This window comes from Wolbachia endosymbiont (group B) of Athalia cordata, from assembly GCF_947251845.1.
GTDB lineage: Bacteria > Pseudomonadota > Alphaproteobacteria > Rickettsiales > Anaplasmataceae > Wolbachia.
In genome coordinates, this window is the sequence record NZ_OX366383.1 from 1,000,010 (window position 1) to 1,026,247 (window position 26,238).

The 26,238-nt window shown below is 33.7% G+C and carries 24 protein-coding genes, 1 tRNA gene and 2 pseudogenes; 9 read left to right on the forward strand and 18 right to left on the reverse strand.

The annotated features are described in order from the left end of the window. Positions 1–72 precede the first annotated feature (72 nt). The 5 genes and pseudogenes from OPR30_RS04505 to OPR30_RS04525 form a co-directional block, all read right to left on the reverse strand. Positions 73–2,181 (reverse strand): FtsK/SpoIIIE family DNA translocase, encoded by a 2,109-nt coding sequence (locus tag OPR30_RS04505; RefSeq protein ID WP_265030510.1) that lies wholly within the window; start codon positions 2,179–2,181, stop codon positions 73–75. Then, positions 2,182–2,460 (reverse strand): YggT family protein, encoded by a 279-nt coding sequence (locus OPR30_RS04510; protein WP_264374841.1) that lies wholly within the window; start codon positions 2,458–2,460, stop codon positions 2,182–2,184. It abuts the gene before it with no gap. Positions 2,461–2,643: 183 nt separating this feature from the next. Beyond that, positions 2,644–3,265, reverse strand: a pseudogene (locus tag OPR30_RS04515) (IS6 family transposase). 66 nt (positions 3,266–3,331) lie between these two features. Beyond that, positions 3,332–3,949, reverse strand: coding sequence for an RDD family protein (locus tag OPR30_RS04520; protein ID WP_264374840.1), 618 nt, complete (start codon positions 3,947–3,949; stop codon positions 3,332–3,334). A 22-nt stretch (positions 3,950–3,971) separates the two neighbouring features. Continuing rightward, positions 3,972–4,054, reverse strand: a tRNA-Leu gene (locus OPR30_RS04525). A 102-nt stretch (positions 4,055–4,156) separates the two neighbouring features. Between OPR30_RS04525 and OPR30_RS04530 the strand changes: the two genes are divergently transcribed. Together OPR30_RS04530 and OPR30_RS04535 are read left to right on the forward strand one after the other, a co-directional pair. Next, positions 4,157–5,599: a replicative DNA helicase gene (locus tag OPR30_RS04530; RefSeq protein ID WP_139686507.1), complete on the forward strand. Its 1,443-nt coding sequence runs from the start codon at positions 4,157–4,159 to the stop codon at positions 5,597–5,599. A gap of 348 nt (positions 5,600–5,947) precedes the next feature. Then, positions 5,948–7,444: a proton-conducting transporter transmembrane domain-containing protein gene (locus tag OPR30_RS04535; RefSeq protein ID WP_265030511.1), complete on the forward strand. Its 1,497-nt coding sequence runs from the start codon at positions 5,948–5,950 to the stop codon at positions 7,442–7,444. A gap of 6 nt (positions 7,445–7,450) precedes the next feature. Here OPR30_RS04535 and OPR30_RS04540 read toward each other — a convergent pair whose 3' ends face one another. The 5 genes from OPR30_RS04540 to OPR30_RS04560 form a co-directional block, all read right to left on the reverse strand. Beyond that, entirely contained in the window at positions 7,451–8,110 is a 660-nt protein-coding gene (locus OPR30_RS04540; protein WP_139686506.1) for a VirB8/TrbF family protein, read from the reverse strand. Between the two features lie 44 nt (positions 8,111–8,154). Next, positions 8,155–8,949, reverse strand: a complete 795-nt coding sequence (locus tag OPR30_RS04545; protein WP_264682656.1) for a hypothetical protein — start codon at positions 8,947–8,949, stop codon at positions 8,155–8,157. A gap of 36 nt (positions 8,950–8,985) precedes the next feature. Further along, positions 8,986–9,837, reverse strand: coding sequence for a DNA polymerase III subunit delta' (locus OPR30_RS04550; protein WP_265030512.1), 852 nt, complete (start codon positions 9,835–9,837; stop codon positions 8,986–8,988). A gap of 17 nt (positions 9,838–9,854) precedes the next feature. Continuing rightward, positions 9,855–10,442 (reverse strand): L-threonylcarbamoyladenylate synthase, encoded by a 588-nt coding sequence (locus OPR30_RS04555; protein ID WP_265030513.1) that lies wholly within the window; start codon positions 10,440–10,442, stop codon positions 9,855–9,857. Between the two features lie 130 nt (positions 10,443–10,572). Next, the gene (locus tag OPR30_RS04560) at positions 10,573–11,043 is read right to left on the reverse strand and encodes a hypothetical protein (RefSeq protein WP_015588435.1); all 471 of its coding nucleotides are present in this window, start codon (positions 11,041–11,043) and stop codon (positions 10,573–10,575) included. A 75-nt stretch (positions 11,044–11,118) separates the two neighbouring features. Between OPR30_RS04560 and miaA the strand changes: the two genes are divergently transcribed. Beyond that, a complete protein-coding gene (gene miaA, locus OPR30_RS04565; protein WP_264682654.1) occupies positions 11,119–12,003 on the forward strand; it encodes a tRNA (adenosine(37)-N6)-dimethylallyltransferase MiaA in 885 nt (294 codons plus the stop codon). Positions 12,004–12,370: 367 nt separating this feature from the next. On the opposite strand, the gene OPR30_RS04570 is transcribed toward miaA, so the two are convergent. From OPR30_RS04570 to OPR30_RS04590, 5 genes are all read right to left on the reverse strand, one after another. Then, positions 12,371–13,933 carry a Mur ligase family protein gene (locus OPR30_RS04570; RefSeq protein WP_007302714.1) on the reverse strand — a complete coding sequence of 521 codons (1,563 nt, stop codon included), beginning with the start codon at positions 13,931–13,933 and terminating at the stop codon, positions 12,371–12,373. Further along, entirely contained in the window at positions 13,902–15,134 is a 1,233-nt protein-coding gene (gene metC, locus OPR30_RS04575) for a cystathionine beta-lyase (protein WP_265030514.1), read from the reverse strand. Before metC ends, OPR30_RS04570 begins: the two co-directional genes overlap by 32 nt. 7 nt (positions 15,135–15,141) lie before the next feature. Continuing rightward, complete coding sequence (locus OPR30_RS04580; protein ID WP_265030515.1) at positions 15,142–15,426, reverse strand: BolA family protein; 285 nt, start codon at positions 15,424–15,426, stop codon at positions 15,142–15,144. A gap of 72 nt (positions 15,427–15,498) precedes the next feature. Continuing rightward, positions 15,499–17,421: a molecular chaperone DnaK gene (gene dnaK / locus OPR30_RS04585; RefSeq protein ID WP_264374833.1), complete on the reverse strand. Its 1,923-nt coding sequence runs from the start codon at positions 17,419–17,421 to the stop codon at positions 15,499–15,501. A 73-nt stretch (positions 17,422–17,494) separates the two neighbouring features. Then, entirely contained in the window at positions 17,495–19,252 is a 1,758-nt protein-coding gene (locus tag OPR30_RS04590) for an Rne/Rng family ribonuclease (RefSeq protein WP_265030516.1), read from the reverse strand. 148 nt (positions 19,253–19,400) lie between these two features. On the opposite strand from OPR30_RS04590, the gene rpmG reads away from it, so the two are divergent. Both rpmG and OPR30_RS04600 read left to right on the forward strand, forming a co-directional pair. Further along, positions 19,401–19,601, forward strand: coding sequence for a 50S ribosomal protein L33 (gene rpmG / locus OPR30_RS04595; protein ID WP_012481745.1), 201 nt, complete (start codon positions 19,401–19,403; stop codon positions 19,599–19,601). Between the two features lie 716 nt (positions 19,602–20,317). Beyond that, on the forward strand, positions 20,318–20,524 hold the full coding sequence (locus OPR30_RS04600) for a hypothetical protein (RefSeq protein ID WP_265030517.1): 207 nt from the start codon (positions 20,318–20,320) through the stop codon (positions 20,522–20,524). Between the two features lie 456 nt (positions 20,525–20,980). Here the strand turns inward: OPR30_RS04600 and OPR30_RS04605 are convergent, their stop codons facing one another. After that, positions 20,981–21,856 (reverse strand): zinc ABC transporter substrate-binding protein, encoded by an 876-nt coding sequence (locus tag OPR30_RS04605; RefSeq protein WP_264374829.1) that lies wholly within the window; start codon positions 21,854–21,856, stop codon positions 20,981–20,983. Here OPR30_RS04605 and OPR30_RS04610 point away from each other — a divergent pair. Together OPR30_RS04610 and ubiB are read left to right on the forward strand one after the other, a co-directional pair. Next, positions 21,848–22,579, forward strand: coding sequence for a metal ABC transporter ATP-binding protein (locus OPR30_RS04610; RefSeq protein ID WP_265015317.1), 732 nt, complete (start codon positions 21,848–21,850; stop codon positions 22,577–22,579). The two genes, OPR30_RS04605 and OPR30_RS04610, sit on opposite strands and share 9 nt — an antisense overlap. Beyond that, entirely contained in the window at positions 22,576–23,997 is a 1,422-nt protein-coding gene (ubiB, locus tag OPR30_RS04615) for a 2-polyprenylphenol 6-hydroxylase (RefSeq protein WP_264377922.1), read from the forward strand. Before OPR30_RS04610 ends, ubiB begins: the two co-directional genes overlap by 4 nt. A gap of 152 nt (positions 23,998–24,149) precedes the next feature. On the opposite strand, the pseudogene OPR30_RS04620 reads toward ubiB, so the two are convergent. Together OPR30_RS04620 and OPR30_RS04625 are read right to left on the reverse strand one after the other, a co-directional pair. Then, positions 24,150–24,771, reverse strand: a pseudogene (locus OPR30_RS04620) (IS6 family transposase). Positions 24,772–24,809: 38 nt separating this feature from the next. Beyond that, the gene (locus OPR30_RS04625) at positions 24,810–24,947 is read right to left on the reverse strand and encodes a hypothetical protein (RefSeq protein ID WP_264375388.1); all 138 of its coding nucleotides are present in this window, start codon (positions 24,945–24,947) and stop codon (positions 24,810–24,812) included. Positions 24,948–25,072: 125 nt separating this feature from the next. Between OPR30_RS04625 and OPR30_RS04630 the strand changes: the two genes are divergently transcribed. After that, on the forward strand, positions 25,073–25,714 hold the full coding sequence (locus tag OPR30_RS04630) for an HAD family hydrolase (RefSeq protein ID WP_010401658.1): 642 nt from the start codon (positions 25,073–25,075) through the stop codon (positions 25,712–25,714). Then, positions 25,714–26,187: an RDD family protein gene (locus OPR30_RS04635; RefSeq protein ID WP_064085312.1), complete on the forward strand. Its 474-nt coding sequence runs from the start codon at positions 25,714–25,716 to the stop codon at positions 26,185–26,187. Before OPR30_RS04630 ends, OPR30_RS04635 begins: the two co-directional genes overlap by 1 nt. Positions 26,188–26,238 lie beyond the last annotated feature (51 nt).

The following is a 26,238-nucleotide window of genomic DNA, read 5'->3' on the forward strand; positions in this document are numbered from 1 at the left end:
GAACTTTTGAATTCCAGTTATGCAAGAGATCTATTGATCTTAGAAATAACTTTCCTTGGTTTAAGTTAGCGATTATTCTACCAATATCTCTCTCTTTCCTGAGTAACTCGGAGCACTGACAATACCTTCTTTCTCCATTCTTTCAACAATATTTGCAGCTCTGTTATAGCCTATTCTAAGTTGCCTTTGAATGTAACTAGTTGAAACCTTTTGATCTCTCTGAATGATGGCCACTGCTTGCTTGTATAGATCGTTCTCTTCATCTTCTGTTTCACCTTCTGATTCCGCGAAAGAATTTTCATCTTCTTGAGTGATTTCCTCCATGTAGTTTGGCTCACCTTGCGTTTTTAGATGATCAACTATATTTTGCACCTCATCATCACTTACAAATGGACCGTGAACTCGAATAATCTTACCACCAGAGGCCATATAAAGCATATCACCCATACCGAGCAATTGTTCAGCCCCTTGTTCACCAAGTATTGTACGGCTATCTATCTTAGAAGTAACAGCAAAACTAATTCTCGTTGGAAAGTTTGCTTTTATCACACCTGTTATCACATCTACAGACGGACGTTGCGTTGCCATTATGATGTGTATTCCTGCAGCACGAGCCATCTGAGCTAAACGTTGAATAGAGCATTCTATATCTTTGCCAGCAACAAGCATTAAATCTGCCATTTCATCTACAATCACCACAATATACGGAAATGTCTCCATTTTAATCGGTATTTTTTCAAACAAAGGTTTACCCGTTGTTGAGTTAAAGCCAATCTGTACAACGCGTTCCAATTCTATTCCGCTATTCATCGCTTCTGTAATTTTTTGATTATAGTTTATTACATTCCGCACATTTAAATATGACATCATACGATAGCGATTTTCCATCTCTTTCACGATCCACTTAAGAGCAATAACAGCTTTTTTTGGCTCTGTTACCACTGGCGTTATTAGATGCGGTATTGCATCATATATTGAAAGCTCAAGCATCTTTGGGTCGATCATTATCATCTTGCATTCATCAGGACTTAATCGATAAACAAGCGACAGAATCATCGTGTTAATCGCAACTGATTTACCTGATCCTGTAGTTCCGGCAACAAGCAAGTGGGGCATTTTAGTCAGATCTGCAATAATTGGTTTTCCGCTTATTTCCTTGCCTAGTGCAATCGGAAGATTTAAGTTTGCATTTTGGTATTCTGGCGATTCCAGTAAATCACGCAGCATAACAATTTCTCGTTCTTTATTTGGCAATTCTATTCCCATTGCATTTTGTCCACGAATTATTGAAATACGTGCAGAAAGTGCACTCATTGAACGTGCAATATCATCTGCAAGACCAATCACTCTTGCAGATTTTGTGCCTGCTTGTGGTTCAAGTTTGTATAAAGTCACAACCGGTCCATAACATACACTTATAATTTTTCCTTGCACGCCAAAATCACTTAGAACCTGCTCGAGCAGAGATAAATTCTTATTGCTCTCTAATGCATTCAACTGTTTTCTCTGCACAGATTCTTCTACTTTAGAAAGTAAGTGAATGCTTGGAAACTCAAACTCGCTAGAAGGTGGTTTAAAAATCTCTTCGGTAGCTTTTTTCTGTCTTTCTTTTGGTTGTTGTCTAGTGGTTCTATATTTTTCTTCTACTACTAACGGTGCTATTGAATAATCAGTAGTTTTACGTAACCTGAAAAACAGAACCTTTGTAAAAAGGGAAAATATTTTTTTACATAGGAAAAGTAAAGAATAAACCGTTCTCTTCCAACCAATTAACCCTACAAAACCTATTGATGCTGCTACTGCAAAGATGTAAAATGGGTAGTTACTAATTAGTGCATTTCCTATCATTCCGCCATGCACATACCTTGCAGTTATACCGAGCGAAAGTTGCGCTAATGTAGCGCATATTCCTAAATTGATTAATATTAAATAGAGAATTTTCAGCAGCCTTTTTGATATCAAAAAGTAAACTACGGTTGTAGCTATTGTAATACTAGCGAGTCCAAGAAATTGAACCAATATATCAGCTAAATATGAACCTACCACTCCGCCCAAATTTGTTACTTCCTGATTTGTAGCTGTATTTAAGGATGGATCTTGATAATTATAGCTAAAAACCGATATATATATATACATTAAGAGTAACAGGTATATCGCTGATTTTAGCTGTTTTTTTAACATCTACTTAAAGTAATAAGTAATTGTATATTTTACAAAGTGAATTGCTATTATCAATATCATCACGGATAAATCTAATCCATTGAACGGTTGTATATACCTTCTGATAACCTTTAGTGGAGGATGGGTAAGTCTGTTTAAAGTTTGCATTATGCTGCTTACAATCTCATTATACATGTTAACTACATTCAATTTAATCAACAAATCGAGAGCAACTGAGCATATTAGAACTAAGCTGTAAAGATCAAGTAACAAGTTAAGTAAGTATATGATTGGATGCATATTACTAATTTATACTAAAGTCTATTATGTGTAGTGATATATATAAAATCAAGCCTCACAATAATTTTCATACTGAAACAGGTATAAACAATAACTGATTAGTCTGTTTATCAACTGATATGTCGGTTCTGTCGCATCTATAAACCATAGGAAAGAAGATCATTAAAGGTGGGATTATAGGAGTTATGAAGCCATTAACATAGCAAAATTCTCAAAAGTAGAAACATTATTTTAATAATTTGTCTTTTTTGAATCATACAAATATTTTCTATGCCTGTGATGGTAATCTTTGCGGAATGGAAGCTTTTAAACCCAAGCATTGGCTTTATTAGTTTTTTGATAAATCTATCAACAATATTATTTAGATATTTTATTTGAAGAACTGTAATCTTCAGAAATTTCTGCATTCAAATAATCAAGAGCAGCAGTATTACTGCCGCTTTTATCAATTACAATTTTCTCAGGAAGATAGTTACTCCTGAAGGCTTTACGAAAGAATGCAAGTGCTGCAGACTTGTCTCTACTAACACACAAGAGTACAGTATATAAATAAACCCATTTACCGTTTAATTTAATGTAAGTCTCTCCAACTACTACCAACCTGCTTCTTTCTTTTCCTTACTGCCTCATCTATCAGTGGTGATAACCCACCTTTGTAACGTAGCATTTTGCTCCCCTTATACTCATCATTTCTTCCAAATCTCGATAGCTCAAAGAGAATCGACATTTCATGTATACAGATAACATCCTCTGAAAAGCTAAATCCTTTGAAATATGGCAACAATTTTTGATTGATACGAAACATCTTTGCTTTTTTTTTAGACAATTATATCATTCTTCTTTCTACTTCCCTACAAATGCGACAGAACCCTTAATCCACTCTATTATGTTCTGAGACCATACATCTAAGACTTTTACTTGTTACAACTACTGTGCCTGCAATCTTATCGTGCCAAGTTTGGCAACGTTTGTCGAAGCTTGCCCATATGAAACCTAAGAATAGTGGTGAAGTTGACAATATAAAGGAAAAAAACCTCTTTATTGCTTGTTTTAGAGTCAATTTTTCAAAAGTTTGTGCATTTACAACTCTGAGTCCAAGTAATAACTTTCCAGGTGTAGCGCCAAATCTTATCCACATATATGCTACATAACTAAAAAGCATAATAAATTGAACTATCTGATTTAGAACTAGTAACTTGATTAGTTTACTCTGCATTGCTGTTTCCTCTGCAGATAATGGTGTTTGCATCTGATATTTCGCAGCAATTTGGCCTAATATTTTACTGCTCTCTGAGTTCATGAAGAGTTGGCTTAAGGCTTGGCCGCAAAGCTGCAAGAACAAAACGATGATAATTAAATCAAGCAGCACTGACAAATAGCGTCTAAGTCCTGTTACGTAACATATTCCATTTTCATCTTTCTTTACCCTTTGAATAGCATTTATCGAAGAAAGAATGGAAAATAAACGATTAAAAAATTTGTGTAACATAAAGCATTTTCCAATATTTGAGTGCCCCTGGCCGGACTTGAACCAGCATGCTTTTGCAAGCAACAGATTTTGAGTCTGCCGTGTCTACCATTCCACCACAGGGGCCTACTTTAATGCTATAAGCAACACAGGATTAGTCAAATTTTTTCTCTTTCAAGTAAGGACTGAATATTCTACAATAATCAATCATTACTCTGAAAACTTAAAATGAATGAATTAGCCAATCTTATTGATTCAAGAGAAGAAATATGTAAATTGCCACACAATTTAGAAGCAGAGCAAATGCTCATTGGTGCAATGGTTCGTGATAATAGAATTTGTGATGCAGTCGAAGATATAATTGCAGCAGATAATTTCTATGATCCACTACATCAAAGCATTTTTACCCAGATATCTAAAACCAGAAAACACGGTATAGTTGCTAATGAACTGAGCCTCAAGATGTTTTTCGAGAATGATAAAGCATTTGCCGAATGTGGTGGAGTTGAGTACCTAGCAAAACTTGCAGCAAAGGCAAGCATTGCGCTTGACATCTATAGCTTGACCAGAATAATCCGTGATACTTATTTAAGGAGATGCTTAATCAAGCTCGGGCAGGAGATAGTTGACGATAGTTACAACTACGACATTGAAAATCCTGCACAGGTACAAATTGAGCAGGCAATGACAAAGTTGTTCAACTTAGCAGTAAAAAAGCAAGGTGATAAGACATATATAAAGCTTGCAAGTTCAATTAAAGATGTGGTTGAGAAGATCAGCAAGCTGAAGAATAACCCAGAGGCTCTAGGTATTACAACCGGACTTCAAGACCTAAACCAGCTTCTTGGTGGTTTGCAGAAATCTGATCTGTTAATTATAGCTGCAAGGCCCTCAATGGGAAAGACAGCATTGGCGCTGAACATCGCACTTAATGCTTGTAAGATTTTGCAAAAAAGAACAGATAAACAACATTATGTAGCATTCTTTTCACTTGAAATGTCAGCAGAGCAATTGACCGCAAGATTGATTACTATAGATTCAGGCATTGGTTATTATAAGGCACTGACTGGGAGAATTAGTGATTTTGAATTACACGAATTCATTAATGCTAGTACAGATCTATCCGAATTACCTTTCATCATAGATGACACTCCTGCGTTATCAATTAGTGCTCTTCGTACCAGAATACGTCTTCTCTATCAACTATATAATGTAGAGTTGGTCTTTATCGATTATCTGCAGTTAATTCGAGGAACAACAAAAAGGAGTAGTGAAAATAGAGTGCAAGAAATCTCAGAAGTGACGCAGGGTTTAAAAGCAATTGCAAAGGAACTAAATATTCCCATTGTTGCACTATCACAGCTCTCTCGTTCTGTTGAGCAAAGGGATGATAAAAAACCACAACTTTCTGATTTACGTGATTCAGGAAGCATAGAGCAGGATGCGGATATAGTAATGTTCCTTTATAGAGAAGAATATTATGAATTAAGAAAGCAACCAAATGAAGGAAGTAATAAACATCGAGAGTGGCAAGAGAAAATGGAGAAAATTAGAAATATTGCAGAACTGATCATTGCAAAACAAAGAAACGGGCCAATTGGTAGTGTGAAACTACATTTTGACTCCAATAGAGGTGCATTTAAAGATTATACAGAAAGATATAGTCTGTAGCGGTTTTGAGTAATTCTGGAAGTGTTTAACAAACCATACGTGCCAAATTAAGTAGCTATCGTGAAATATAGCAATATTTAAGATTGGCATTTTATTTGTTACATTTATTTTTTTAGGAAATTCTTATCTAGGATAAGATATTTTTTTAGAAAAATCTATAAATTACTAACTTTATTACTTAATATATAAAATAGTTTTTTTCTTATTTCCTTTCTTCCTTACGCCACTTTTTCTTAACTTGATGCGTATGGTTTATTTAACACTTCCGATATACAACTAAAAAATAGCAAATTCTCTATAACTTGAATATAATTTTAGCTTTACCTAAACAGAAAGATGAATTACTTAATGGATTTTGTTTTAATATCTCTTTCCTTGCCACTTTTTATTACTGAGAATTATTTGTTAATTACTGCGTTGATCCCACTTTTAAGTGCATTAGCTATTTCTTTTACTAGTAAATGGCCCAGAGTGAACAGTAGCGTTACTGTTGCTTCTTCTATGCTTCTGTTTGCGTATACATCTCTATGCACTTTATATTTGGTGTATGGTGATCATTCTCAATTTATTCTCATGGATTTTGGTAATAATTTGCATATTAGTTTAAAGCTAGAGTCTAGTGGAGCAATATTCAGTTTATTAATATCATTTTTGTGGGTACTAACCAGTATATATGCAATATGTTATATGAGAAATAACTATGCTGATAGCAATCACTCAAGTTTTCTATGCTTTTTTTCAACATCAATCAGTTGTGCAATGTTTATTGCTTTTTCTGGAGATTTGCTCACTACATTTGTCTTTTATGAGCTTCTAACTATTAGTACATACCCTCTGATTACTTACAACTCAACAAATGAATCAGTAATTGCAGGACGCTATTACTTTGGTTTACTATTTTTCTCTTCTTTAGTATTATTTTTTCCTGCAATAGGCCTATTATATAATGAATTCCATACTTTAGATTTTGTAAGTGGTGGAATATTCAAGTTTGATACTTCACTCATCACTTTTATTGCAGTGTGTTTTGCTATGCTGATTTATGGAATAGGAAAAGCTGCATTAATGCCAATGCATTTTTGGTTACCAAAAGCAATGGTTGCACCAACTCCTGTGAGTGCACTATTACATGCTGTTGCTGTTGTGAAATCCGGAGTTTTCATCATCATCAAAGTTATATTATACACTTTTGGCGTCGATAATATGCAACGTTTTGTGCAGCAAAATTGGTTTGCTGCAGGGTGGCTTCCGTACGCTGCTGGATTTACTATCATTACTGCATCGTTGATTGCATTAAAGCAAAAGGAATTAAAGAAATTGCTTGCTTACTCTACCATCTCCCAATTGTCGTATATTATATTGTTCGCTTCAATTTTTAGTGAATTCAGCATGAAGATTGCAATCTTTCAATTAGTTTGCCATGCATTTGCAAAAATTACTTTATTTTTTTTTGCAGGTATCATAATAACGAAAACGGGTGAAAAATATATAGATAGAATTCACGGTATAGGACGTAGTATGCCAATTAGCATGATAGCATTCACTATAGGTGCATTGTCCATGATAGGAGTACCTCCTGCTCCGACTTTTTGGAGCAAATTTCTCATCTTTCAAGCTGTTTTCAACTCTAGTAATGTAACACTTTCTGTGTTTGTAACTCTAGTGTTAATTGTTAGTACTATACTCAATGCTCTATACTTTTTACCAATAATTTACAACGCCTTTTTCTCAAAACCTTCTAGAAATTATTTTATTAAAAAGACACCAATGCTTCTAGTTTTACCCCCAGTTATTACTGCTATATGCACTTTAGTTATTTTTTTTAGCTACCAAATAATGTTATAAATATAATCATCTATATTTATAGCTATTAACAATAAATTTAAATGGCACTATTCCAGCTAGAGTTGCTTTTATATTTGACAAAGTGAAGCTGACCTCCACAGCATAATCTTTCATCTTCTTATTTTGCTCAGCTGTAAAAACTACAGTAGCGTTTCCAGCAAATGTAACTAAGTTCTTGGTCAACCGGTCAATAGATAATGTTGTTACGTTTATGTTGGTAATTTTTCTTGTGGATGAAACAGCTTCATTGTTCACTTTTTCCTGAAAGTTTTGGTAGATTTTGTATACAGAATTGTTTTTTATAAAATTTTCTTGATACTTTGGCTCAACAGTCCGAGAGGACTCATATGTTTCAATATATTTACTTATTAAATACCTTGCTATGGAAATGTACTCATCTTCTTTTTTACTAAAACTAAGTTTATGTATTGCAGAGAACTCATCTTCTGTGTGGTTCATATACTTCACAAAATTTAAATCTTTTTTAACAGGAAGTAATAGGTATATGTTTAGTAGTGATAAAAATAAACATACTAAGAGAAGTAACGCTATTAACGCCATCCAAGATCTTTCTACAACGCAGAACAGGTATCTGTGGCAATACCATTCAACTGCTTTCCTGAAGTAACTTTTGTTTTTTACTGATTCAAGTAATTTATCTTCCATAATACAAACCCAATTATATAATATACTGGATACTCTAAAAAACTTTAAAATATGTCTAAATTTTCCAAAATAGGATGAATTATTATATCACCTTGTTCTGCAATAAGGTAAAATTTATCAATTTTGCTCACATCTAAATTTATCATTTTTACACTGAAGCTTTCAGGATCATAAGTATTACTTTCTGCACTTTTGTGATAATTATAGTAGTGTAATTTATTTTGATCATCAAAATAACCAAATTCATCAGCAAGAGTTCCCACTTTTTTGCCTTTACCGTCTCTGACTAGCTCAAATAGATCAATTACATGGTTTTCAGATCCAGGCTCAATAGATCCTTCTACAGCAAAAAATTTAGGTGCATGACCAACATACTCCTTAAGTTTTAGATTATTAGTCTTTTTTATACTACCAAAATCCATGAGTTTATATTCATCTGAAAGACCAGAATATTGTGGATCATACTTTTTATATTCAAAAAACTCATTACCTAAAAAATTACAAAACGTTAATTTACAATCATCGTGATTGGATTTAACAACTTTAAAGTAATGAAAATCTCTAGGGATCTTTACTTCCTCTTTCGTAATATGATTACGTACAACAAGTTCATCATTAATCATATAATAGCCAATTCTTGGCAAAGTAGCTATATTGATTGCCTTGTTTAGCTTAAAATTTGCCTCATAGATGCCACTTGATAGCTCCTTCCCTTTTTCTAAAGTGACGTCTTGATCTAAAGATGTATTCTTGATTAAACTCAATTCTTTCTGCATGTTCAGTATAGTGTTTGTTAAAACTTCTATTGATTGCCATACAGTTAATTTATTATCATTCAAGTTATATACTTTCAGTATTAAATTAACAGAATTTTATCATAAATTTATGTTAAAAGTATTACATTTTTGTGTCATGATATTAACTACATTAGCTAAAACATGCTTTTTATCTAAGCGAAATTGCTTTGCAGCAACGAAAAGTTCATCTATTTCTTTCCATTGACTTAGTAGAATTTCAACATTATTTACTTCTTTCTTTATACTTTCTAAAATGGAGGTTTGAATTATATGTGATGCTAGTTCTAGCTCAATCTCACTATTAATTATTTTATTAACTATATCAGAATTATTTAGATTACGGAAAAATGTATAAAAATGCTTATGTGACTCATAAGCACCACTATTTATTGCATCTATTATTATTCCCGGAGTTCCAGGAAACAAAGTAATGATCTCACTAAATATTTTATCGTCGAATTTACACTGAGATGAAACAACCTGCTTTGTTTCATCGTAAGTTAATGGAAGTAAATTCAGCTGAAAACACCTACACCGGATGGTGGTTTGTACATCATATGGCTTATGGCTAATTACAAATATTTTAGAATTTTGTGGCGGCTCCTCTAATATTTTTAATATTGCATTTTTAGCATTATTAGTCATTGACTCTAAGCTATCTATTATAGCTATTTTATATTCTGATTGAATGGGGCTTAAGTGCAAAAAGTTTTTCATTTCTCTCACCTTTTCCACTCCTATTGTATCACCTTCAACAATGTGTAAGTCTAATGCTACTTCATCGTAATTTTTTATCAGAAACCAATTAGAAAAGGATTGTGCAAGTGTTGCTTTTCCTATACCTTTTTTACCACAGATCAGCCAAGATTGAACAGACAAGTTGTTCATTATCTTTTTTTTTGCTTGGTTGTGGCCTATCACCTTTTTCATTCTTTCTCCTATAGATCTTAGTTTGAAAATTCGTTATTTATTGTTTGTAATGAAATTTTACCTTTTCTTAAAACCTTAATCTTGTCTCCAGTTAAGTCAATAATAGTAGATTCTATACCAGAAACTAATTCATCATCTTCAATTACTGCAGATAAGTGTTGCTTAATAGACTGAGGTATATCTCTTGCTTTGCATATACTTTTTTCTCCTGAAATGTTAATACTAGTTGCAACTACTGGAGTTTTCAGTTCATTTAATATTGAAATCGCAATAGGATGATCAGGAATTCTTATGCCTATGCTGCCTTTAAAGAATTCATTTGGTAATATGTTATTATTTTTAAGCGGTAAAATATAGGTAATTGGTCCAGGAGAAAAGTAGTTTATTAAATTGATATATTCTTCTTTTACCTTTGCTATATTTGTCAAACTATCAACATCACTAACAAATATAGAGAGTGGCTTGTTTTGAGAACGCTTCTTTATCTGGTATATTTTTTCTATAGATTCCTGATCTAGCGCATTACAAGCAAGAGCATATACTGTTTCTGTTGGAAAGCATGCTAACAAATTATTTTGTATTGCGTTTATTACTTCAAATATCATATAGCTAAACTTGTGTTTACAATATCCCTGATTATCTCGCTATATGATAGCAATTAAAATACCGAAATGGCTACTGTTGTATACTTACAGTAAATTTTATTAGCAACTGCTCGTTTTTACAACAGATTTACTACAATCCGAACTCCTCATTGATTTTATCGACTATCGTCTGTGGTGGATCATCTCCCCATCCTGAATATAAAATCTCTCCATAATCTGCAACATCTATAGAGCCAGTTCTGCTTTTTGCTAGAAACATCTCTCTTTTTTCTTTATCAACTAATACATAGTGCCAAGCTGACCTTCCACGGTCTTTACCACGAACTAGATATATGAGATCTGATCTACTTCTTCTTGTTGCATCAGCAAAGGATCTTTCGTTGATAGTTCTGCTTTTACTCTTTATGCCGCCACTTTCAGAAAAAGCTTCCTTGGCTTCAGCTTTTTTGTTTGCCAATTCAGAAATTTTTCCTTTTGCTCCTAGTGCATGTTCTTTGGTATTTTGAGATGAATACTTACTGGAAAAACCTCCTCTTGTCTCATTAGAGGTCCTATTTGTAAAACGCTTAGTAAACGAGTTATCGTTATCATTTTCTGCCATAAAAGTCTCCAAATTTTAGATTGTAGAATCCAAATTTTTACTACACCCTATCATAGGTTAGTTAAATTAATATAAATGAAGGATAATATAGTAATTATTACAGGAATTACAGCCTCAGGTAAATCAGAATTATGCGATAACTTGATAAAAAAGTATAAAAACATTAGCATAATAAACTGTGACTCAAAGCAGGTATACAAAGAGATTCCCATAATTACTGCTCAACCGCCAAGGCAAGAAAAATTTTATAAACTATACGGTTATGTTTCAGCAAAAGAAAATTATTCCGTGGGTCTATGGTTAGAGGATTTAGAAAAAGAAGTTAATCACGCATTAGAAAATGCGCAAATACCTATCATTACTGGAGGAAGTGGGCTTTACATCAGCAGTTTAATCAAAGGCTTATCATCAATGCCACAAATAAGTCAGGAAGTTAGGAAAAATGTAAGCGAATTAAGGAAAAATTTAAGTAAAGAGGAGTTCTATAAGTTAGTGCTAAGCAAAGATCCAAGGATTCAAGGTAAAATATTTATTAATGACTCACATCGCCTCTCAAGAGCACTTGAAGTTATCACTGAAACTGGCAAGACAATCTTTGTATGGCAAGAAAATAGACAGCCTCCTTTGTTCAATAATTTTAAGGTATATACAATTCTACCTAAACGTGAGGATATATACCGAAAAATAAATTCTCGTTTTATTGAAATGGTTGAAAATGGAGCAATTGATGAAGTAAAAAACCTACTTAGCATGAACCCATCTCCACATTTGCCAGCTATGAAAGCACATGGAGTACCAGAAATTATAAGATACTTAAAAGGGGAGATTACTTTAGACGAAGCAATACAGATTGCTCAAACAAACACAAGGCATTATGCAAAACGCCAGTACACTTGGTTTAAAAATCAATTTCCGAATTCTCAAGTGATTGACTGTGCAAATAAATTGACAGAATTTTAGATATTTTGATTATTATGTATTATATTGCTATGCCTATGCAAACTTTTCTTGATAGTATTAAACTTTTTTCTTAAAGAACTTTCATCATTGCCTAAATTGTGATTATTAAATTCTTTGTAAAAATATTCTTACTTATGAAGCGCTACTATACCTGTAAGAGCCTTTATCACTAAATGAACTATATCACGCAATATTTCATCCTCAATTTTTCTATATTCTCTCACTAATCTTGTAACCACAATCTCCACTTTCATATCCTTGTATAGCTCTTCTCATAATAGTAGGAACAAGATAAGATAGTGATTTAGTGTAACAAGAAGGTAAAAATGCCAGCAGCGTACAGTTATGACTTAAGGAAAAAAGCCATTCAGGCGTTGGATGAAGGAGAGAGCAAAACAGCAGTAGCAAATTTTTGGCCCTCTCTAATAACTTCAACATCACTAAATTCAAGGGATTGGCCTTCTATTATTTGGAATCTTTCATGTCCTTTTCCTGCAACTAGCAGAATCATATTTTCATCATGTGCTATATTTATACCTTTCTCTATAGCTTTTTTTCTATCTCCTATCTCCAGTGCATCAGGGCAATGTAACAAAATATCGTGACGAATTTTCCCCGGATCTTCATCACGCGGATTGTCATCTGTGACTATAACTTTACCTGCAAGCATTTGTGCTATTTTACCCATCTCTGCACGTTTTGTTTGATCACGATTCCCGCCACAACCGAACACTAGAACTATCTTTTTATTGAAGTGCCATTTTAAAGACAACAGAGCTTGTTTGAGTGCACTTGGAGTATGAGCGTAATCGACAAATGCAAAAGTGTTCACTTTTTCCATTCTTCCAGATGGAGAAGCGAGTTTATCTATACACATTCTTTGATAGTCCATACCAGATGAAATAACTATACCGATTGCACACAACAAATTATATGCTTGAAATTGCCCAAAAATCGGAAAAAATGCGTTATAAATTTCATCACCGATTTGAATTGTCAGGTATTGACCATTGGCAGTGGGTATCTGCTTTAATAAAGTAATGTCAGAGTTTTTTTTTCCATAGGTTATAACTTTGTTGCCACGCTTTTCAGCTATGTTGAGCAACTCTCCATATTCGCCTATATCTGCATTTAAAATCGCTGTTTTTTCTTTTGGCAATACCTCATCAAACAACCTTTTCTTGGCCTCAAAATACTCATCGATACTTTTGTGATAGTCCAAATGATCTTGAGAGAAATTAGTAAAAGCTGCAGCATTGAGCCTGAGTCCATGGATTCTGTATTGATCGATTCCATGGCTTGAAGCTTCTAATGCTAAGTGTTCTACGTTCTTATTATTTATGTCACGCAATGTGGAATAAAGATCATCTGCACTTGGCGTTGTAAGGCTATTATCTTTTCTATTATTATTGACACATGTTCCCAGTGTTCCTATAGACGCTACATTATCTTGCCAAATCTGGCGACAAAATTCCACCACTGAAGTTTTACCATTCGTACCAGTTACAGCAGCAACATATTTAGGTTGTTTGAATTGATAAAACCTGCTGACTATTTCACTGTATATTCCTTGAGGGTCCGAGTGGTAAAGCACTGCAAAACTTGGAGTACTTGTCATTCGAGTAGCGGACACTGGAATCCAGTTTTCATTATACAATTGTCTAGTATGCTTGTTTACAATTAAATTTTCTGGATCCCAGTGTCTGAGCACTGGTATGACATCTTTCTTGGCCCCTTGTATTACAACGTCTACACAGTTGTGTACACATCCATTAGGAAGACATGTTACGTGTTCTTTACTCCTTTCTGACACACAAACAAAAAGGTAACCTTCTTTAACTCTCTTAGGATTACATGTGACGCCTTTGATTTCAATATCAAAGTCAGCATTTACAATGTTATGCAGTAGCTCTTTCAGTCTCACAATCATCTTTAACACTTGAACATGGCAGTCTTATTAATGCAGTATTCAAGTCAAAAATCAAATCTTCAGGATCTTCTAGTCCGCAAAATATTCGCACAAAACTTCCACCATAATCTGAATTCATTACAGATCTTGACATAGATCTATGGTCTACTGGTAATATCAAACTGTCACATCCTCCCCAAGAAGCACCAATGCCGAAAACTTTCATGTGATCAACCATGCAGCCTAGTTCTTCACATGAATATTCTCTATCTAGTACTATACTAAATACGCTACTTGCCCCTTTGAAATAACTTTTCCATAATTCATGTTGAGGATGGGAGGGAAGTGCTGGATACAAAACTCTTTTGATTTTTGGATGTTTTTCCAGCCACTTTGCCACTTGCATTGCTGTACTTTGATGCTTCCTCATGCGTGTTTGCAGTGTTCTAAGTCCCCTGTGTGCAAGGTAACAGTCATGCGATTGAATGGTGACTCCATAATTTTTATAGCTCTCATAAAGCAATTTAAAAATTTTACTTTCAGCAACCATAGCTCCCATCACTAGATCTGAGTGACCGGCTAGATACTTTGTCACCGCGTATAGTGCAACATCAATTCCATAATCAAGCGGCTTAAACAACAAAGGAGTGGCCCATGAATTGTCACAAACGGTTACGATTCCACGTGCTTTAGCAACTTTTACTATATGCTCTATATTTGAAATCTCAAACGTTATAGAACCAGGAGTCTCAATCATGATGAGTGAAGTATTACTCTGAACTAAATCAGTTATATCCTGTGTCGGATTATAAAAAGTTACTTCTACTCCTCTTTTTGGTAGCTCATTTTCGGCAAATCTCTTTAGCCTATAATAACTATTATCTTGTATCAGGACATGTGAACCTGCTTTAGTGAAAGTCAAAATAGCAAAAGTAAGTGCAAATAATCCAGAAGGGTAGATGAGTGCTTGTCCCCTACCCTCAATTTCAGCCAGTGCATTTGAAAAATAATGAACAGTAGGCGTACCAACATTACTGTAACTGTAATCCCTTGCAACACCATCATTGATTACATCGTATATACTTTCTCCATTTGCTGCATTTAAGTAGTCCTTGTAAGTAGGAAATAATATAGTAGAAGAATGATAAACTGGTGGGTTCATCGACCCTTTATAATCATTAAATTTTCTTCCTGCTTTAACTAATAAAGACTCTTCGTTCACATTTTTATTATTTATTTTTTAGATTGTATTCGCTTTGCGTATACAAGTGAAGAGAAATCGCATGTACTCGTTCTATTTCACTCTTTAATAATTCATAGATCAATTTATGCCTCTTTAAAGAGCTCATTCCAGAAAAGTCGTTAGATATTAATACTAATTTGATATGTGAAGGTAGTGTCGAAGAAGAAGCAAAATAATGATCTGCATGCTTCGCTGACTCATCTATAACATTAATACCAATTATACCTATTGAATCGCGTAATTTTTCTTCTATTGTCTTAATAATATCCACAATAGTTCCTTTAAGCAACAATACGCTCCTCTTGTCATCCCACAGTATCTGGGCACTGGGATGACAATCGAATTACTTATTCTCTTCTTTATTATCTATGTCTTGATAATCAGAATCTACTACTTTTTCTTCCTTATCATTTGGATTTCCTTCTGATGAAAAGCCATTTTCAGCACTGTTTTGCTGAGATGCTTGATACATAGCTTCTCCAAGCTTCATAGAAAGTTGAGAAAGATTAGTAACCTTCTGTTGTATTGAATCAGCATCATCAATATTATCAGACTTACTAACTTCCTTTAATTCATTAACTGCATTCTCAATAGCAGATTTATCTTCTGGAGAAATTTTATCACCATATTCTGTCAAAGATTTTTCTGTAGAATGAACTAAACTATCCGCTTGATTCTTCACTTCAATAAATTTCTTACGCTTTTCATCTTCTTGTGCTTTTTCCTCAGCTTCTCTCACCATCCGATTTATTTCATCCTCCGATAAACCACCTGAAGACTGAATACGTATTTTTTGCTCTTTTCCAGTAGCTTTATCCTTTGCAGAAACATGCGCTATTCCATTTGCATCTATATCAAATGTCACCTCAATTTGAGGAACCCCGCGAGGAGCAGGTGGTATTCCTTCTAAACTAAACTGACCAAGCAGTTTATTATCAATCGCCAATTTTCTTTCACCTTGATGTACCTTAATTGTAACGGCTGTTTGGTTATCTTCTGCAGTTGAAAACACCTGAGATTTTTTTGTGGGAATAGTAGTATTACGTTCAATAAGTGGAGTGAATACTCCACCTAGAGTTTCAATACCAAGAGAAAGTGGAGTTACGTCAAGTAGTAATACATCTCTTACATCACCTTGAATGATTCCCGCCTGTATTGCAGCTCCAATTGCTACAACTTCATCAGGGTTAACCCCTCTGTGTGGATCTTTGCCAAAGAATTCTTTAACTTTCTCTATGACTTTTGGCATACGAGTCATGCCACCAACAAGAACTACTTCACCAATTTGACTAGCAGACAAACCAGCATCTTCAAGAGCTTTTTTGCAAGGAATTATAGTCCTTTCAATCAAATCATTCACTAAGCTTTCAAGCTTTGCTCTTGTTAGCTTCATATTTAAGTGTTTTGGGCCACTTGCATCAGCTGTAACAAACGGTAGATTTACTTCTGTTTCCATTGCACTTGACAATTCTACCTTTGCTTTTTCTGCAGCTTCTTTGATTCTTTGCATAGCCATTGGATCGTTTTTCAAATCAATGCCATTACTTTTCTTGAATTCACCCAGTAAATAATTCACTACTGCATTATCGAAGTCTTCCCCTCCAAGGTGAGTATCACCATTTGTAGCCTTTACTTCAAAAACTCCGTCACCTATTTCAAGAACTGAAACATCAAATGTACCACCACCAAGATCATACACTACTATTGTGTGTCCGTGCTTTTTATCAAGACCATAAGCAAGTGCTGCAGCAGTTGGTTCGTTAATTATTCTGAGGACATTTAATCCAGCAATTTTTCCTGCATCTTTTGTTGCTTGACGTTGAGAATCATTGAAGTACGCCGGCACTGTTATCACAGCATCCTTTACTTCTTCCCCAAGATAAGCTTCCGCTGCTTCTTTCAGGTTTTGTAATATAAATGCACCAATTTGACTAGGAGAGTATTCTTTACTATCAGTTGTTTTAACCCATGCATCACCATTTTTTGCTGCAAATACCTTATACGGTACACCTAGATTCTTCATTTCAGGATCGCTATATTGGCGACCTATCAATCTCTTAGTTGCAAAAAAAGTATTACTTGCATTGGTAGTTGCTTGCCTTTTTGCTGGAGCACCAATCAACCTTTCTCCAGATGAAGTAAATGCAACTATAGATGGAGTAGTTCTTGCTCCTTCTTTATTCTCAATTACTTTTGTATCCTTACCTTGCATTATTGCAACACAAGAATTTGTCGTTCCAAGATCTATACCTATTGCTCTTCCCATAATGAATACTCCCTTTTAAATATTATCTGATGTAAAATATATAAGTATAAAACTCGTTAATTACAAGTCCCGTTTAGTTGTTAGAGCCCAAAAGGCGCGAAAGCCATTTAGTTAACCAAAAGTTGCCCGGTAGTTTATCTGAACTACCAGCTTCTTTATTCCTGCTATTCACAATTTTACATCCAGAATTCTGCAATGGCTTATAATCATTAAAATTAATATGGTCTCCTTGCTTTAAAATAAATGTATCTGCATCTAAACTATTATCAATACTAACATTTAATGTAATATTGAACTCTTTTTCGATTGTAGAAACCATATCACGCTTATTATTAAAAATGTGCGCTATAACTGCACTGCGTGCTATTAAATCAAAGGACTTATTTTGATTTTTATTAGCAATATGTTGCAAATCCCTTAGTATCGATGCAACAACCACTTCGTTTGATTTCACTCTTCCAATACCTTTACAGCGTAAGCACTCTGTAGTATTAATTTCCTGTATATTTGGTTTAATTCTTTGTCTTGAAAAGACCATTAAACCAAAGTCATTGATAAAGCTAAATTGAACTTTAGCTCTATCATCTTTAAACGCCTGCTTGATAGCAAATTCAACATTTTTGCAATACTCAAGTTTCAACATGTCAATAAAATCAACAACTATTAACCCTGATAAGCCCCTGAGATTCGCTTGCCTTGATATTTCAGATAATGCCTCCATATTAGTTCTATAAGCTGTTTCTTCTATGTTATCTTCTCCTGTCATTTTCCCTGAATTTACGTCTATTGAAACAAATGCCTCAGTTAAGGTTATCACCAAAGACCCACCAGATGGTAATTCTACTCTATTGCTATATAATTCAGAAATTTGATCTTCGACTCGATAGTAAGTAAAGATTGGAACAGAGCCTCTATATAACCTAGGACGTAATTTTCCTTGTAACACATTTTTAGTGTATTTTCTTACCGCTTCACAAACTTCTCTATCAGATACTATAATTTCTGTATCATTACTACAAAAGTCACGTACAGATCTCATAACTACATCTGCTTCGTTGTAAATTAATGATGGAACATTTAAAGAAGAGAAGTTTTGCTGGATATTTTGCCATAATAAGGTCAAATTATCGTAATCTTGCTCAATTTCTTTCTTACTTTTTCCTGCACCAACAGTTCTTACTATTAAACCTGAGCCTTTTGGTAAATTTATTGAATTTAATATATCCTTTAACTGTTTTCTAACGTTGGTATCTTCAATTCTGCGAGATACTCCACCCCTACTTATGGAATTGGGCATGAAAACACAGTATCTACCGACCAAAGTTACGTATGTTGTAAATGAAGCTCCTTTATTTCCTCGTTCTTCTTTAGTTAATTGAACCAATAACTTTTGATTTACTGAAATCACATCTTGTAACTTATATTTTCTATGTAAAGGTACCTCCCTCACAAAACCACTGCTGGATTCATTACTAGCTGTAGAATCTAGGCCTTCTTCTGTGCAATTATCATTTGAACAGTCCACACCGCTCGAATAGCCTTCGTCAGGGAAAATTTCCTTCTCTTTTTCTGGAATATTAAAGTAATTTAGAGATATCTCAGAAAAAGACAAAAAACCTTGCTTATTTTTTCCATACTCAATGAACACGGCCTGCAAAGCAGGCTCTATACGCTTTACATAAGCAACGTATATATTACCTCTTAATTGTCTTTTTTCCTTGAATTCTTGTTCAAACTCTACAACCCTACCATTAACTAGTAGGGCAACCCTTACCTCGTTAGAACAGGTAGTACTTTCTATCAATAATAACCTTTTGCCATCACTCGCCACTTATTTACCGTCTGCTTTTCATTCTGAAATCTTCTTATACTACTTAATATATTATTGATTGTCAAGAATTTTGCGACCTGCATTATTGGGTTGACTTTCAGTGTTTTGCGTTCTAAACTTGCATAGAATTTATTATATCACTACAATTATGGCGAAAAAAAATGCTTCTTTGCTTGTCAAGCTAGTTAGCACCGCAACTAAAACAACAAAAACTGGAGAAGAGAAACTAACAGGCTATTTTTGTGTAAAAAAACGTAATCCTAAGAACCTTCCCAAGAAGCTCGAGTTTAGGAAGTATGACCCAGTGGTCAGAAGACACGTATTATTTAAAGAAGAAAAATTAAAGTAAGTATATTATCATGCAAAGCTTACAGCTAAAAGGAGTGTAGCTTATTGCTCACTAGTTATACTGTTTTGCATTAGGGAAAGTCTGTTTGAGGTTTTGAAAGATTACGGTAACTTATATAAGTTACGGGAAATTGAGCCACCTGAATAAGGGCTGAAAATGGTAGCGTTTTTGTCCTGATCTGGTCTTTTTATTGCTTAAATGGGACTTGATCTGATACTTTAAATGATCCAGATAGTCTATATACCATCACACTCTGGGACCATACACTTAGAGGTTGTTCACAAACTTTTGAATTCTTTTGTTAAACTTTTACAGAAAAAAATTGCTTGCGCATATTTTAAATCTGACTATAATCATAGTGAAAGATATTTTAAGAGCTCAAAATTTATCTTTATCTGCAGACTTTTTTCATTAAACAATCAAACTCATTAAAAAATGTGGCGTATCTTCTTCAGCGTACGTGGGTGCACACACATACTTAATCTCTGTCGTATGTGCGCCGCACTTTTTTTCTAATCTTTTTTACACAGGAGGATTTTATGTCCAGAATGCCAGATACTTGATCTTTACTTTAGCTAAAAACCATAGGCGCCTATGGTTTTTATAAAGAAAGTTTAGAAAATAACCAAAAACCACTTGCCATAAAAAGTAACTATATTAGTATGATATTCACATTTATATGTTAATATAGATATAATCAGATTAAGGAGTATATTATGGTAAAATTTACACAAGATTCTGCTTCATTGACAGTGCATGGTGTTGATTTACTTAATTTGTGCCACAGACAGTGTGAAAATAAATACGAGGGTAATGATTTATTGACAAAAATTAATAGATCTTGGTGTAAGGCTGACTGTAATAGAAAATTAAAAGCTCCTGAACACCATTCACCAGAAAAAGTAACCTTAGTGAACAGTTAACAGATATTGCAAGTAATCTCCGTTTTGAGAGCATAAAATTATCGCTTATATCAGATGAAATAGACAATTACAATTCAATGTCTTTTTAATTAGAGTAAAAGAAGATATTGGTTATCTTCTTTTTTTTATACGATTATTTCTATAATTAACTACTTGAAATTAAGTTCGTTCAGGCAAGATAATTATGAGTAAAAATAGCAGATGCAAGTAGCTGGCACACAGCTGTACGAGCATTCATTTTTGAGGGCATAGCAAATGGTGTCATTCAAGTAGCTGACATTGGCTTGCCCTAATCTCATCAAGAACGTTGTGCTTTAACATAATATTTTTATGCTTACCAACTTAACTGAATCCCAGACTGGGATGATATACTTCTGGTAGATAATGTCGGTATAGTTGTGATTGGAATAGAAAGCACTAAGTTTGCAATGCTATCTGAATAGATAAAAGAACTCATTACTCAGTGAAACAAGACTTGAAATTTTGTGCAATGCTGCTGATTATATCTAGATATGCATCCTTTCCAGGCTCTACATCTGATCCAATAGGATCAAGAATCACCATTTTTACGTCACTAGAAAAGACATTAGGCTTTATGCTATCCTCTCGTGAATGAGAAACAATACATTTAACGTTTTCCTCTTTCATTACCTTTTTTAATTTCATTAAACTCTTCATACCTATGTAAGAATCCTCTTCTATAGAAAGAATGGCGCTTGGGTAACTTAAATCAAAATATTTTTCGAAATATTGATAAGCATCGTGAGTAACTATGTATTTTTGATTTTTTAACTCATCCAATTCTTTCGTAATTTTTTCTACTTCTTGGTCTATCTTTCTTATAGCCTCCTCTGCGTTAGTATTGTATCGATAGGCATTTTCTTTATCTATATTAGATAATGTTGCACTGATAGAAAGTATCATACTTTTTGCATTTTCAGGACTCAGCCAAATATGCAAATCTTTTTCATCTTGAATGTGACTAGAAAACGAATGTGGTCGAGCAGGAAGTAGATCGATTGCACTTGATAGCGGTATTAACTTCTTATTTTCTTTAGCGAAAGTTTTAACAAATGTTTCCAAAGAATCATCGATATAAAATATAATATTACTAGATTCTAATTTACTTGCATCTGAAGGCCTGAGCATGTAGTTATGTTCAGACACTATTTCGTACATTAGTAATTCTGGCTTTGAAATCCCATCTGTAACAGAAGCTACAAGTGAGTGTATAGGTTTGATTGTAGCTACAATTTTTAAATTGGATGAAAAGGCACTATTGTAGTATAGTGTAAGTGAAAGTAATAGAAAAAAAATCAGTAAATGTCTCATATAAATATTGAGAAGAAGTCAATTTTCGCCAAAAAGTTAAGTAATGTCAATAACTGCATTCTAAAAATAGAAAACCTTACTCTTGCACATGGTAGTAAAAAAGTTCTTGATAATATCAATATATCAGTAGAAAGAGGAGATATAGTTACAATACTTGGTCCAAATGGCGGAGGTAAAACCTCTTTAGTGAAAGCAGTTGCTGGTATAAATAAAGGTTTTATTGGCAGTATTGTATTCGCTGACAATATAAAAATTAGCTATATGCCACAAAATTTTAGTATTGGTAATTTGATGCCAATAACAGTTGAGTCTTTCCTTTTCAATAGCTCCTCGAAGAAATTGAAGAAAAATCAACCCATTGTTACAGAAGCAATAGAATTGGTTGGTATCGGTAACATCCTAAAAAATCAAGTATTAGAAATCTCTGCAGGACAAACACAATTACTGCTGCTTGCACGCTGTTTAATTTCAGAATCTGATTTGATCATTTTAGATGAGCCAGTCAGTGCAATGGATATTAACGCACGAGCTAAATTTTATGATATTATAAATAAAATCGCAAAAGAACGATCAGTGTCGATTCTCATGACTTCTCATGACCTTAACTCTGCTCTACCATCCTCAGATTACATAATTTGCATAAATAATACTATCTATTATCAAGGTAAACCTGATGAAATTATGGAGATAAATGAAATATTTGGCAGTTACGCAGCGAAATGATTCAAAATATTCTACGTCTTCTGCAAATAACTACAGTGCTAACACGCTACAATGTGTTACCTTATTTACTTCCACCATCAAAAAAATCAATAAATAAAATACAAGGTCATAAACTAAAGCGTGCTCTTGAAAGATTAGGTCCGGTGTTCATTAAATTTGGGCAATCCATTTCATCACGCACTGATATTTTAAATGAGGACATAACAAATAACTTGCTATTGATATGTGATAGATTGCCATCATTTTCGTATAAAATAGCAGTTAAAACTATAGAAAGTGAGTTTAATTGTAAATTAAGCGACATTTTTTCAAGTTTTTCTGAAAAGCCAATTGCAGCAGCATCAATTTCTCAGGTGCATAGAGCAGTTACAATTGAGGGTAAGGAAGTTGCTGTAAAGGTTTTGAGGCCAAATATTGAGAAAACATTCTCAAGGGATATAAAAATGCTTTCTTGGCTTGCAGAAATTGCAGAAAAATTTAGTGAACAATCAAAAAGGCTGAAGCCAGTTGAATTAGTCAAAACTTTTGCTGAAATTTGCCGATTAGAGTTAGATCTACGCTTTGAGGCTGCCCACTCTTCGGAACTGAAGGAAAATACTAAACATGACAGAGGTTTCTACGTACCTGAAATAGATTGGAGTAGAACTTCAAAAAAGGTTTTAACATTAGAATGGATGGAAGCTATACCAATATACGAAGTTGAAAAGCTGAATAACCGCAAGCAAATAGCTATCAATCTTATAGAATCGTTTTGTAATCAGGTGTATAGGGATTGCTTTTTTCATGCTGATATGCATCCAGGAAATCTAATGATCGATAGTAATAACAATATTATTGCCCTGGATTGTGGAATCATGGGTAGAATAGATCGTGAGACATGCTACTACGTTATAGAGATACTCAAGGGATTTTTAAATCGGGATTACGATCACGTTGCAAAAATGCACTTTAAAGCTGGTTATGTTCCATCACAGCATAGAAATTTTGTTACAGCTTGCAGAGCAATAGGTGAGCCCATTGTTGGACAGCCTATACAGAAGATTTCATTTGCTCGATTACTTACTCAGCTACTAAAAATAACTGGTGATTTTGATATGAAAGTTCAAACACAATTGTTATTGCTGCAGAAAACTATGATTTTATTAGAAGGAACATGTAGGAAAGTCTATCCAGAAATCAATATGTGGAAAGTAGTTGAAACATGGATAAACAGTCAACATGAAAGTAAAATAGGGTATAGGGAAAAAATTAAAAGCTCTTATCCCATCAAAACAATCCAAGGAATATTTAGCCTTATAGAAAAATTAAACCTAATAGCTGACAAAAAATTACAAGTGAAAAATAGATCAAATGGAAAAGCCTACTTTTTACTTTGGTCTGTAATTATAATTCTCATCGTTAAATTTTTAATTTCTTAAACTAAAAGATAATAAAAGCAAGTTTACAACAACTATTTAAGTCTTGAAACCACTCAGGTTCACATTCACTCGAATTATCAAGGTATTTTCAGGGGTTCTGTCGCATCTATAAACCATAGGAAAGAAGATCATTAAAGGTGGGATTATAGGAGTTATGAAGCCATTAACATAGCAAAATTCTCAAAAGTAGAAACATTATTTTAATAATTTGTCTTTTTTGAATCATACAAATATTTTCTATGCCTGTGATGGTAATCTTTGCGGAATGGAAGCTTTTAAACCCAAGCATTGGCTTTATTAGTTTTTTGATAAATCTATCAACAATATTATTTAGATATTTTATTTGAAGAACTGTAATCTTCAGAAATTTCTGCATTCAAATAATCAAGAGCAGCAGTATTACTGCCGCTTTTATCAATTACAATTTTCTCAGGAAGATAGTTACTCCTGAAGGCTTTACGAAAGAATGCAAGTGCTGCAGACTTGTCTCTACTAACACACAAGAGTACAGTATATAAATAAACCCATTTACCGTTTAATTTAATGTAAGTCTCTCCAACTACTACCAACCTGCTTCTTTCTTTTCCTTACTGCCTCATCTATCAGTGGTGATAACCCACCTTTGTAACGTAGCATTTTGCTCCCCTTATACTCATCATTTCTTCCAAATCTCGATAGCTCAAAGAGAATCGACATTTCATGTATACAGATAACATCCTCTGAAAAGCTAAATCCTTTGAAATATGGCAACAATTTTTGATTGATACGAAACATCTTTGCTTTTTTTTTAGACAATTATATCATTCTTCTTTCTACTTCCCTACAAATGCGACAGAACCGTCTTGAGCGCCCATGCCTTTCTGCTTAGACACTTGCTTAGTTTTCTGCAATGGTTTAACATTATTATCTGGTTGCTTGTCAATATTTGGTGTGTCTTGAAGCTGTGTCATACCTGTTACGTAAAATCTTATACTAAAATAAGTATATTAGTTAATTATGTAAAAATGATTAACATAGAAGCTTTATCATCAAAATATTATTTACTTATTAGTTTAAAATACGTCACAATATAAAAATGAAAAATAGCCGATTAGCGGTAGTATTCGATTGGGATAATACCTTAGTTGATACTCAAGATAATATTTCTAATGCCATTAAGCATACTTTAGATTTGATGGGATCTGGCAGTAAAGTTGTTGATAGAAATTCTCATGAATCAAGAAAGAGCTACATGGTCAATTTGTTTGGTGATCAGTGGAAAAAAGCGAATCAGATATATCAAAAATACCTAGATAATGCATTGTTACAAAATATTACTCTGAATGAAGGAGTAGAGAAAATGCTGCAGACACTGAAAAGCCACAATATTTACCTAGCGATAGTTAGCAATAAGAAAAATACTAATTTACGTCAAGAAGTTGCCTACTTTAAACTAGATTCTTACTTTGAAAGAATAGTTGGATCATGTGATACTGCAGAAGATAAGCCATCTGCAACTCCACTGCTATTTGCACTAGAGGAGAGTACGCTACCTGTAAATAGAGAAAATGTGTTTTTTGTTGGTGACAGCATCACAGACATTCTATGTGCACAAAATGCAAATTGCTTACCTATTGTATACGGACAATCAATAAGAGGTTATGAAGATTTGTTATATTTTCAACATTTTAATAAACTTACAGAATTCATAGTAAAGTATTTGAAAGATAGGTGGTAATGACAGAGATCGCTAGTGTACACAGGCGCTTTTGCGCATATTTAATAGATGTAGCAATTTTATTAATTCCAACCTTACTAATTGTGTTGTCATTAGGGGATTTTCCATTAATTTTACACCTGTCATACATGTGTATAAATTGTGGCTACTTTACATATTTTATATCTTCAACAGCTCAAGCAACTCCTGGTCAACAGTTAATGAATATATATACTATCACTTTAGATAGTTCTAAAATAGGTTTGAGCTTAGCATTTGATCGCACTATCTCTCAGTTTTTCCTTCCTATGCTAAATAATTCAATTATCACCTTTATCAAACTTTTTCAAACATCAGTAAATGCTTTAAGTACACTAGAAGTGATTATAGTGATGCTTACCTTCAGTTGGTATTTAGTTGCTTGCTTCTCTCAGAGGAAACAGGCATTTCATGATGTGCTATTTGATACGATTGTTGTGAGAAAAATGAATTGATGTTGCCTTGATTGTTATGTAGATTACATTGGTATATTAGCTAAAGAAAGG

Bases quoted from the DNA above. Each gene is read 5' to 3' on its own strand.
- OPR30_RS04535 (WP_265030511.1), top strand. From the start codon at position 5,948: ATGGATTTTGTTTTAATATCTCTTTCCTTGCCACTTTTTATTACTGAG.
- OPR30_RS04555 (WP_265030513.1), bottom strand. From the start codon at position 10,442: ATGATATTTGAAGTAATAAACGCAATACAAAATAATTTGTTAGCATGC.
- OPR30_RS04610 (WP_265015317.1), top strand. From the start codon at position 21,848: ATGTCTCATATAAATATTGAGAAGAAGTCAATTTTCGCCAAAAAGTTA.
- rpmG (WP_012481745.1), top strand. From the start codon at position 19,401: ATGGCGAAAAAAAATGCTTCTTTGCTTGTCAAGCTAGTTAGCACCGCA.
- OPR30_RS04540 (WP_139686506.1), bottom strand. From the start codon at position 8,110: ATGGAAGATAAATTACTTGAATCAGTAAAAAACAAAAGTTACTTCAGG.
- OPR30_RS04530 (WP_139686507.1), top strand. From the start codon at position 4,157: ATGAATGAATTAGCCAATCTTATTGATTCAAGAGAAGAAATATGTAAA.
- OPR30_RS04505 (WP_265030510.1), bottom strand. From the start codon at position 2,181: ATGTTAAAAAAACAGCTAAAATCAGCGATATACCTGTTACTCTTAATG.
- OPR30_RS04605 (WP_264374829.1), bottom strand. From the start codon at position 21,856: ATGAGACATTTACTGATTTTTTTTCTATTACTTTCACTTACACTATAC.
- OPR30_RS04635 (WP_064085312.1), top strand. From the start codon at position 25,714: ATGACAGAGATCGCTAGTGTACACAGGCGCTTTTGCGCATATTTAATA.
- OPR30_RS04560 (WP_015588435.1), bottom strand. From the start codon at position 11,043: ATGGCAGAAAATGATAACGATAACTCGTTTACTAAGCGTTTTACAAAT.
- miaA (WP_264682654.1), top strand. From the start codon at position 11,119: ATGAAGGATAATATAGTAATTATTACAGGAATTACAGCCTCAGGTAAA.
- OPR30_RS04570 (WP_007302714.1), bottom strand. From the start codon at position 13,933: ATGATTGTGAGACTGAAAGAGCTACTGCATAACATTGTAAATGCTGAC.
- OPR30_RS04510 (WP_264374841.1), bottom strand. From the start codon at position 2,460: ATGCATCCAATCATATACTTACTTAACTTGTTACTTGATCTTTACAGC.
- OPR30_RS04630 (WP_010401658.1), top strand. From the start codon at position 25,073: ATGAAAAATAGCCGATTAGCGGTAGTATTCGATTGGGATAATACCTTA.
- OPR30_RS04520 (WP_264374840.1), bottom strand. From the start codon at position 3,949: ATGTTACACAAATTTTTTAATCGTTTATTTTCCATTCTTTCTTCGATA.
- dnaK (WP_264374833.1), bottom strand. From the start codon at position 17,421: ATGGGAAGAGCAATAGGTATAGATCTTGGAACGACAAATTCTTGTGTT.
- OPR30_RS04600 (WP_265030517.1), top strand. From the start codon at position 20,318: ATGGTAAAATTTACACAAGATTCTGCTTCATTGACAGTGCATGGTGTT.
- OPR30_RS04550 (WP_265030512.1), bottom strand. From the start codon at position 9,837: ATGAAAAAGGTGATAGGCCACAACCAAGCAAAAAAAAAGATAATGAAC.
- OPR30_RS04625 (WP_264375388.1), bottom strand. From the start codon at position 24,947: ATGACACAGCTTCAAGACACACCAAATATTGACAAGCAACCAGATAAT.
- ubiB (WP_264377922.1), top strand. From the start codon at position 22,576: ATGATTCAAAATATTCTACGTCTTCTGCAAATAACTACAGTGCTAACA.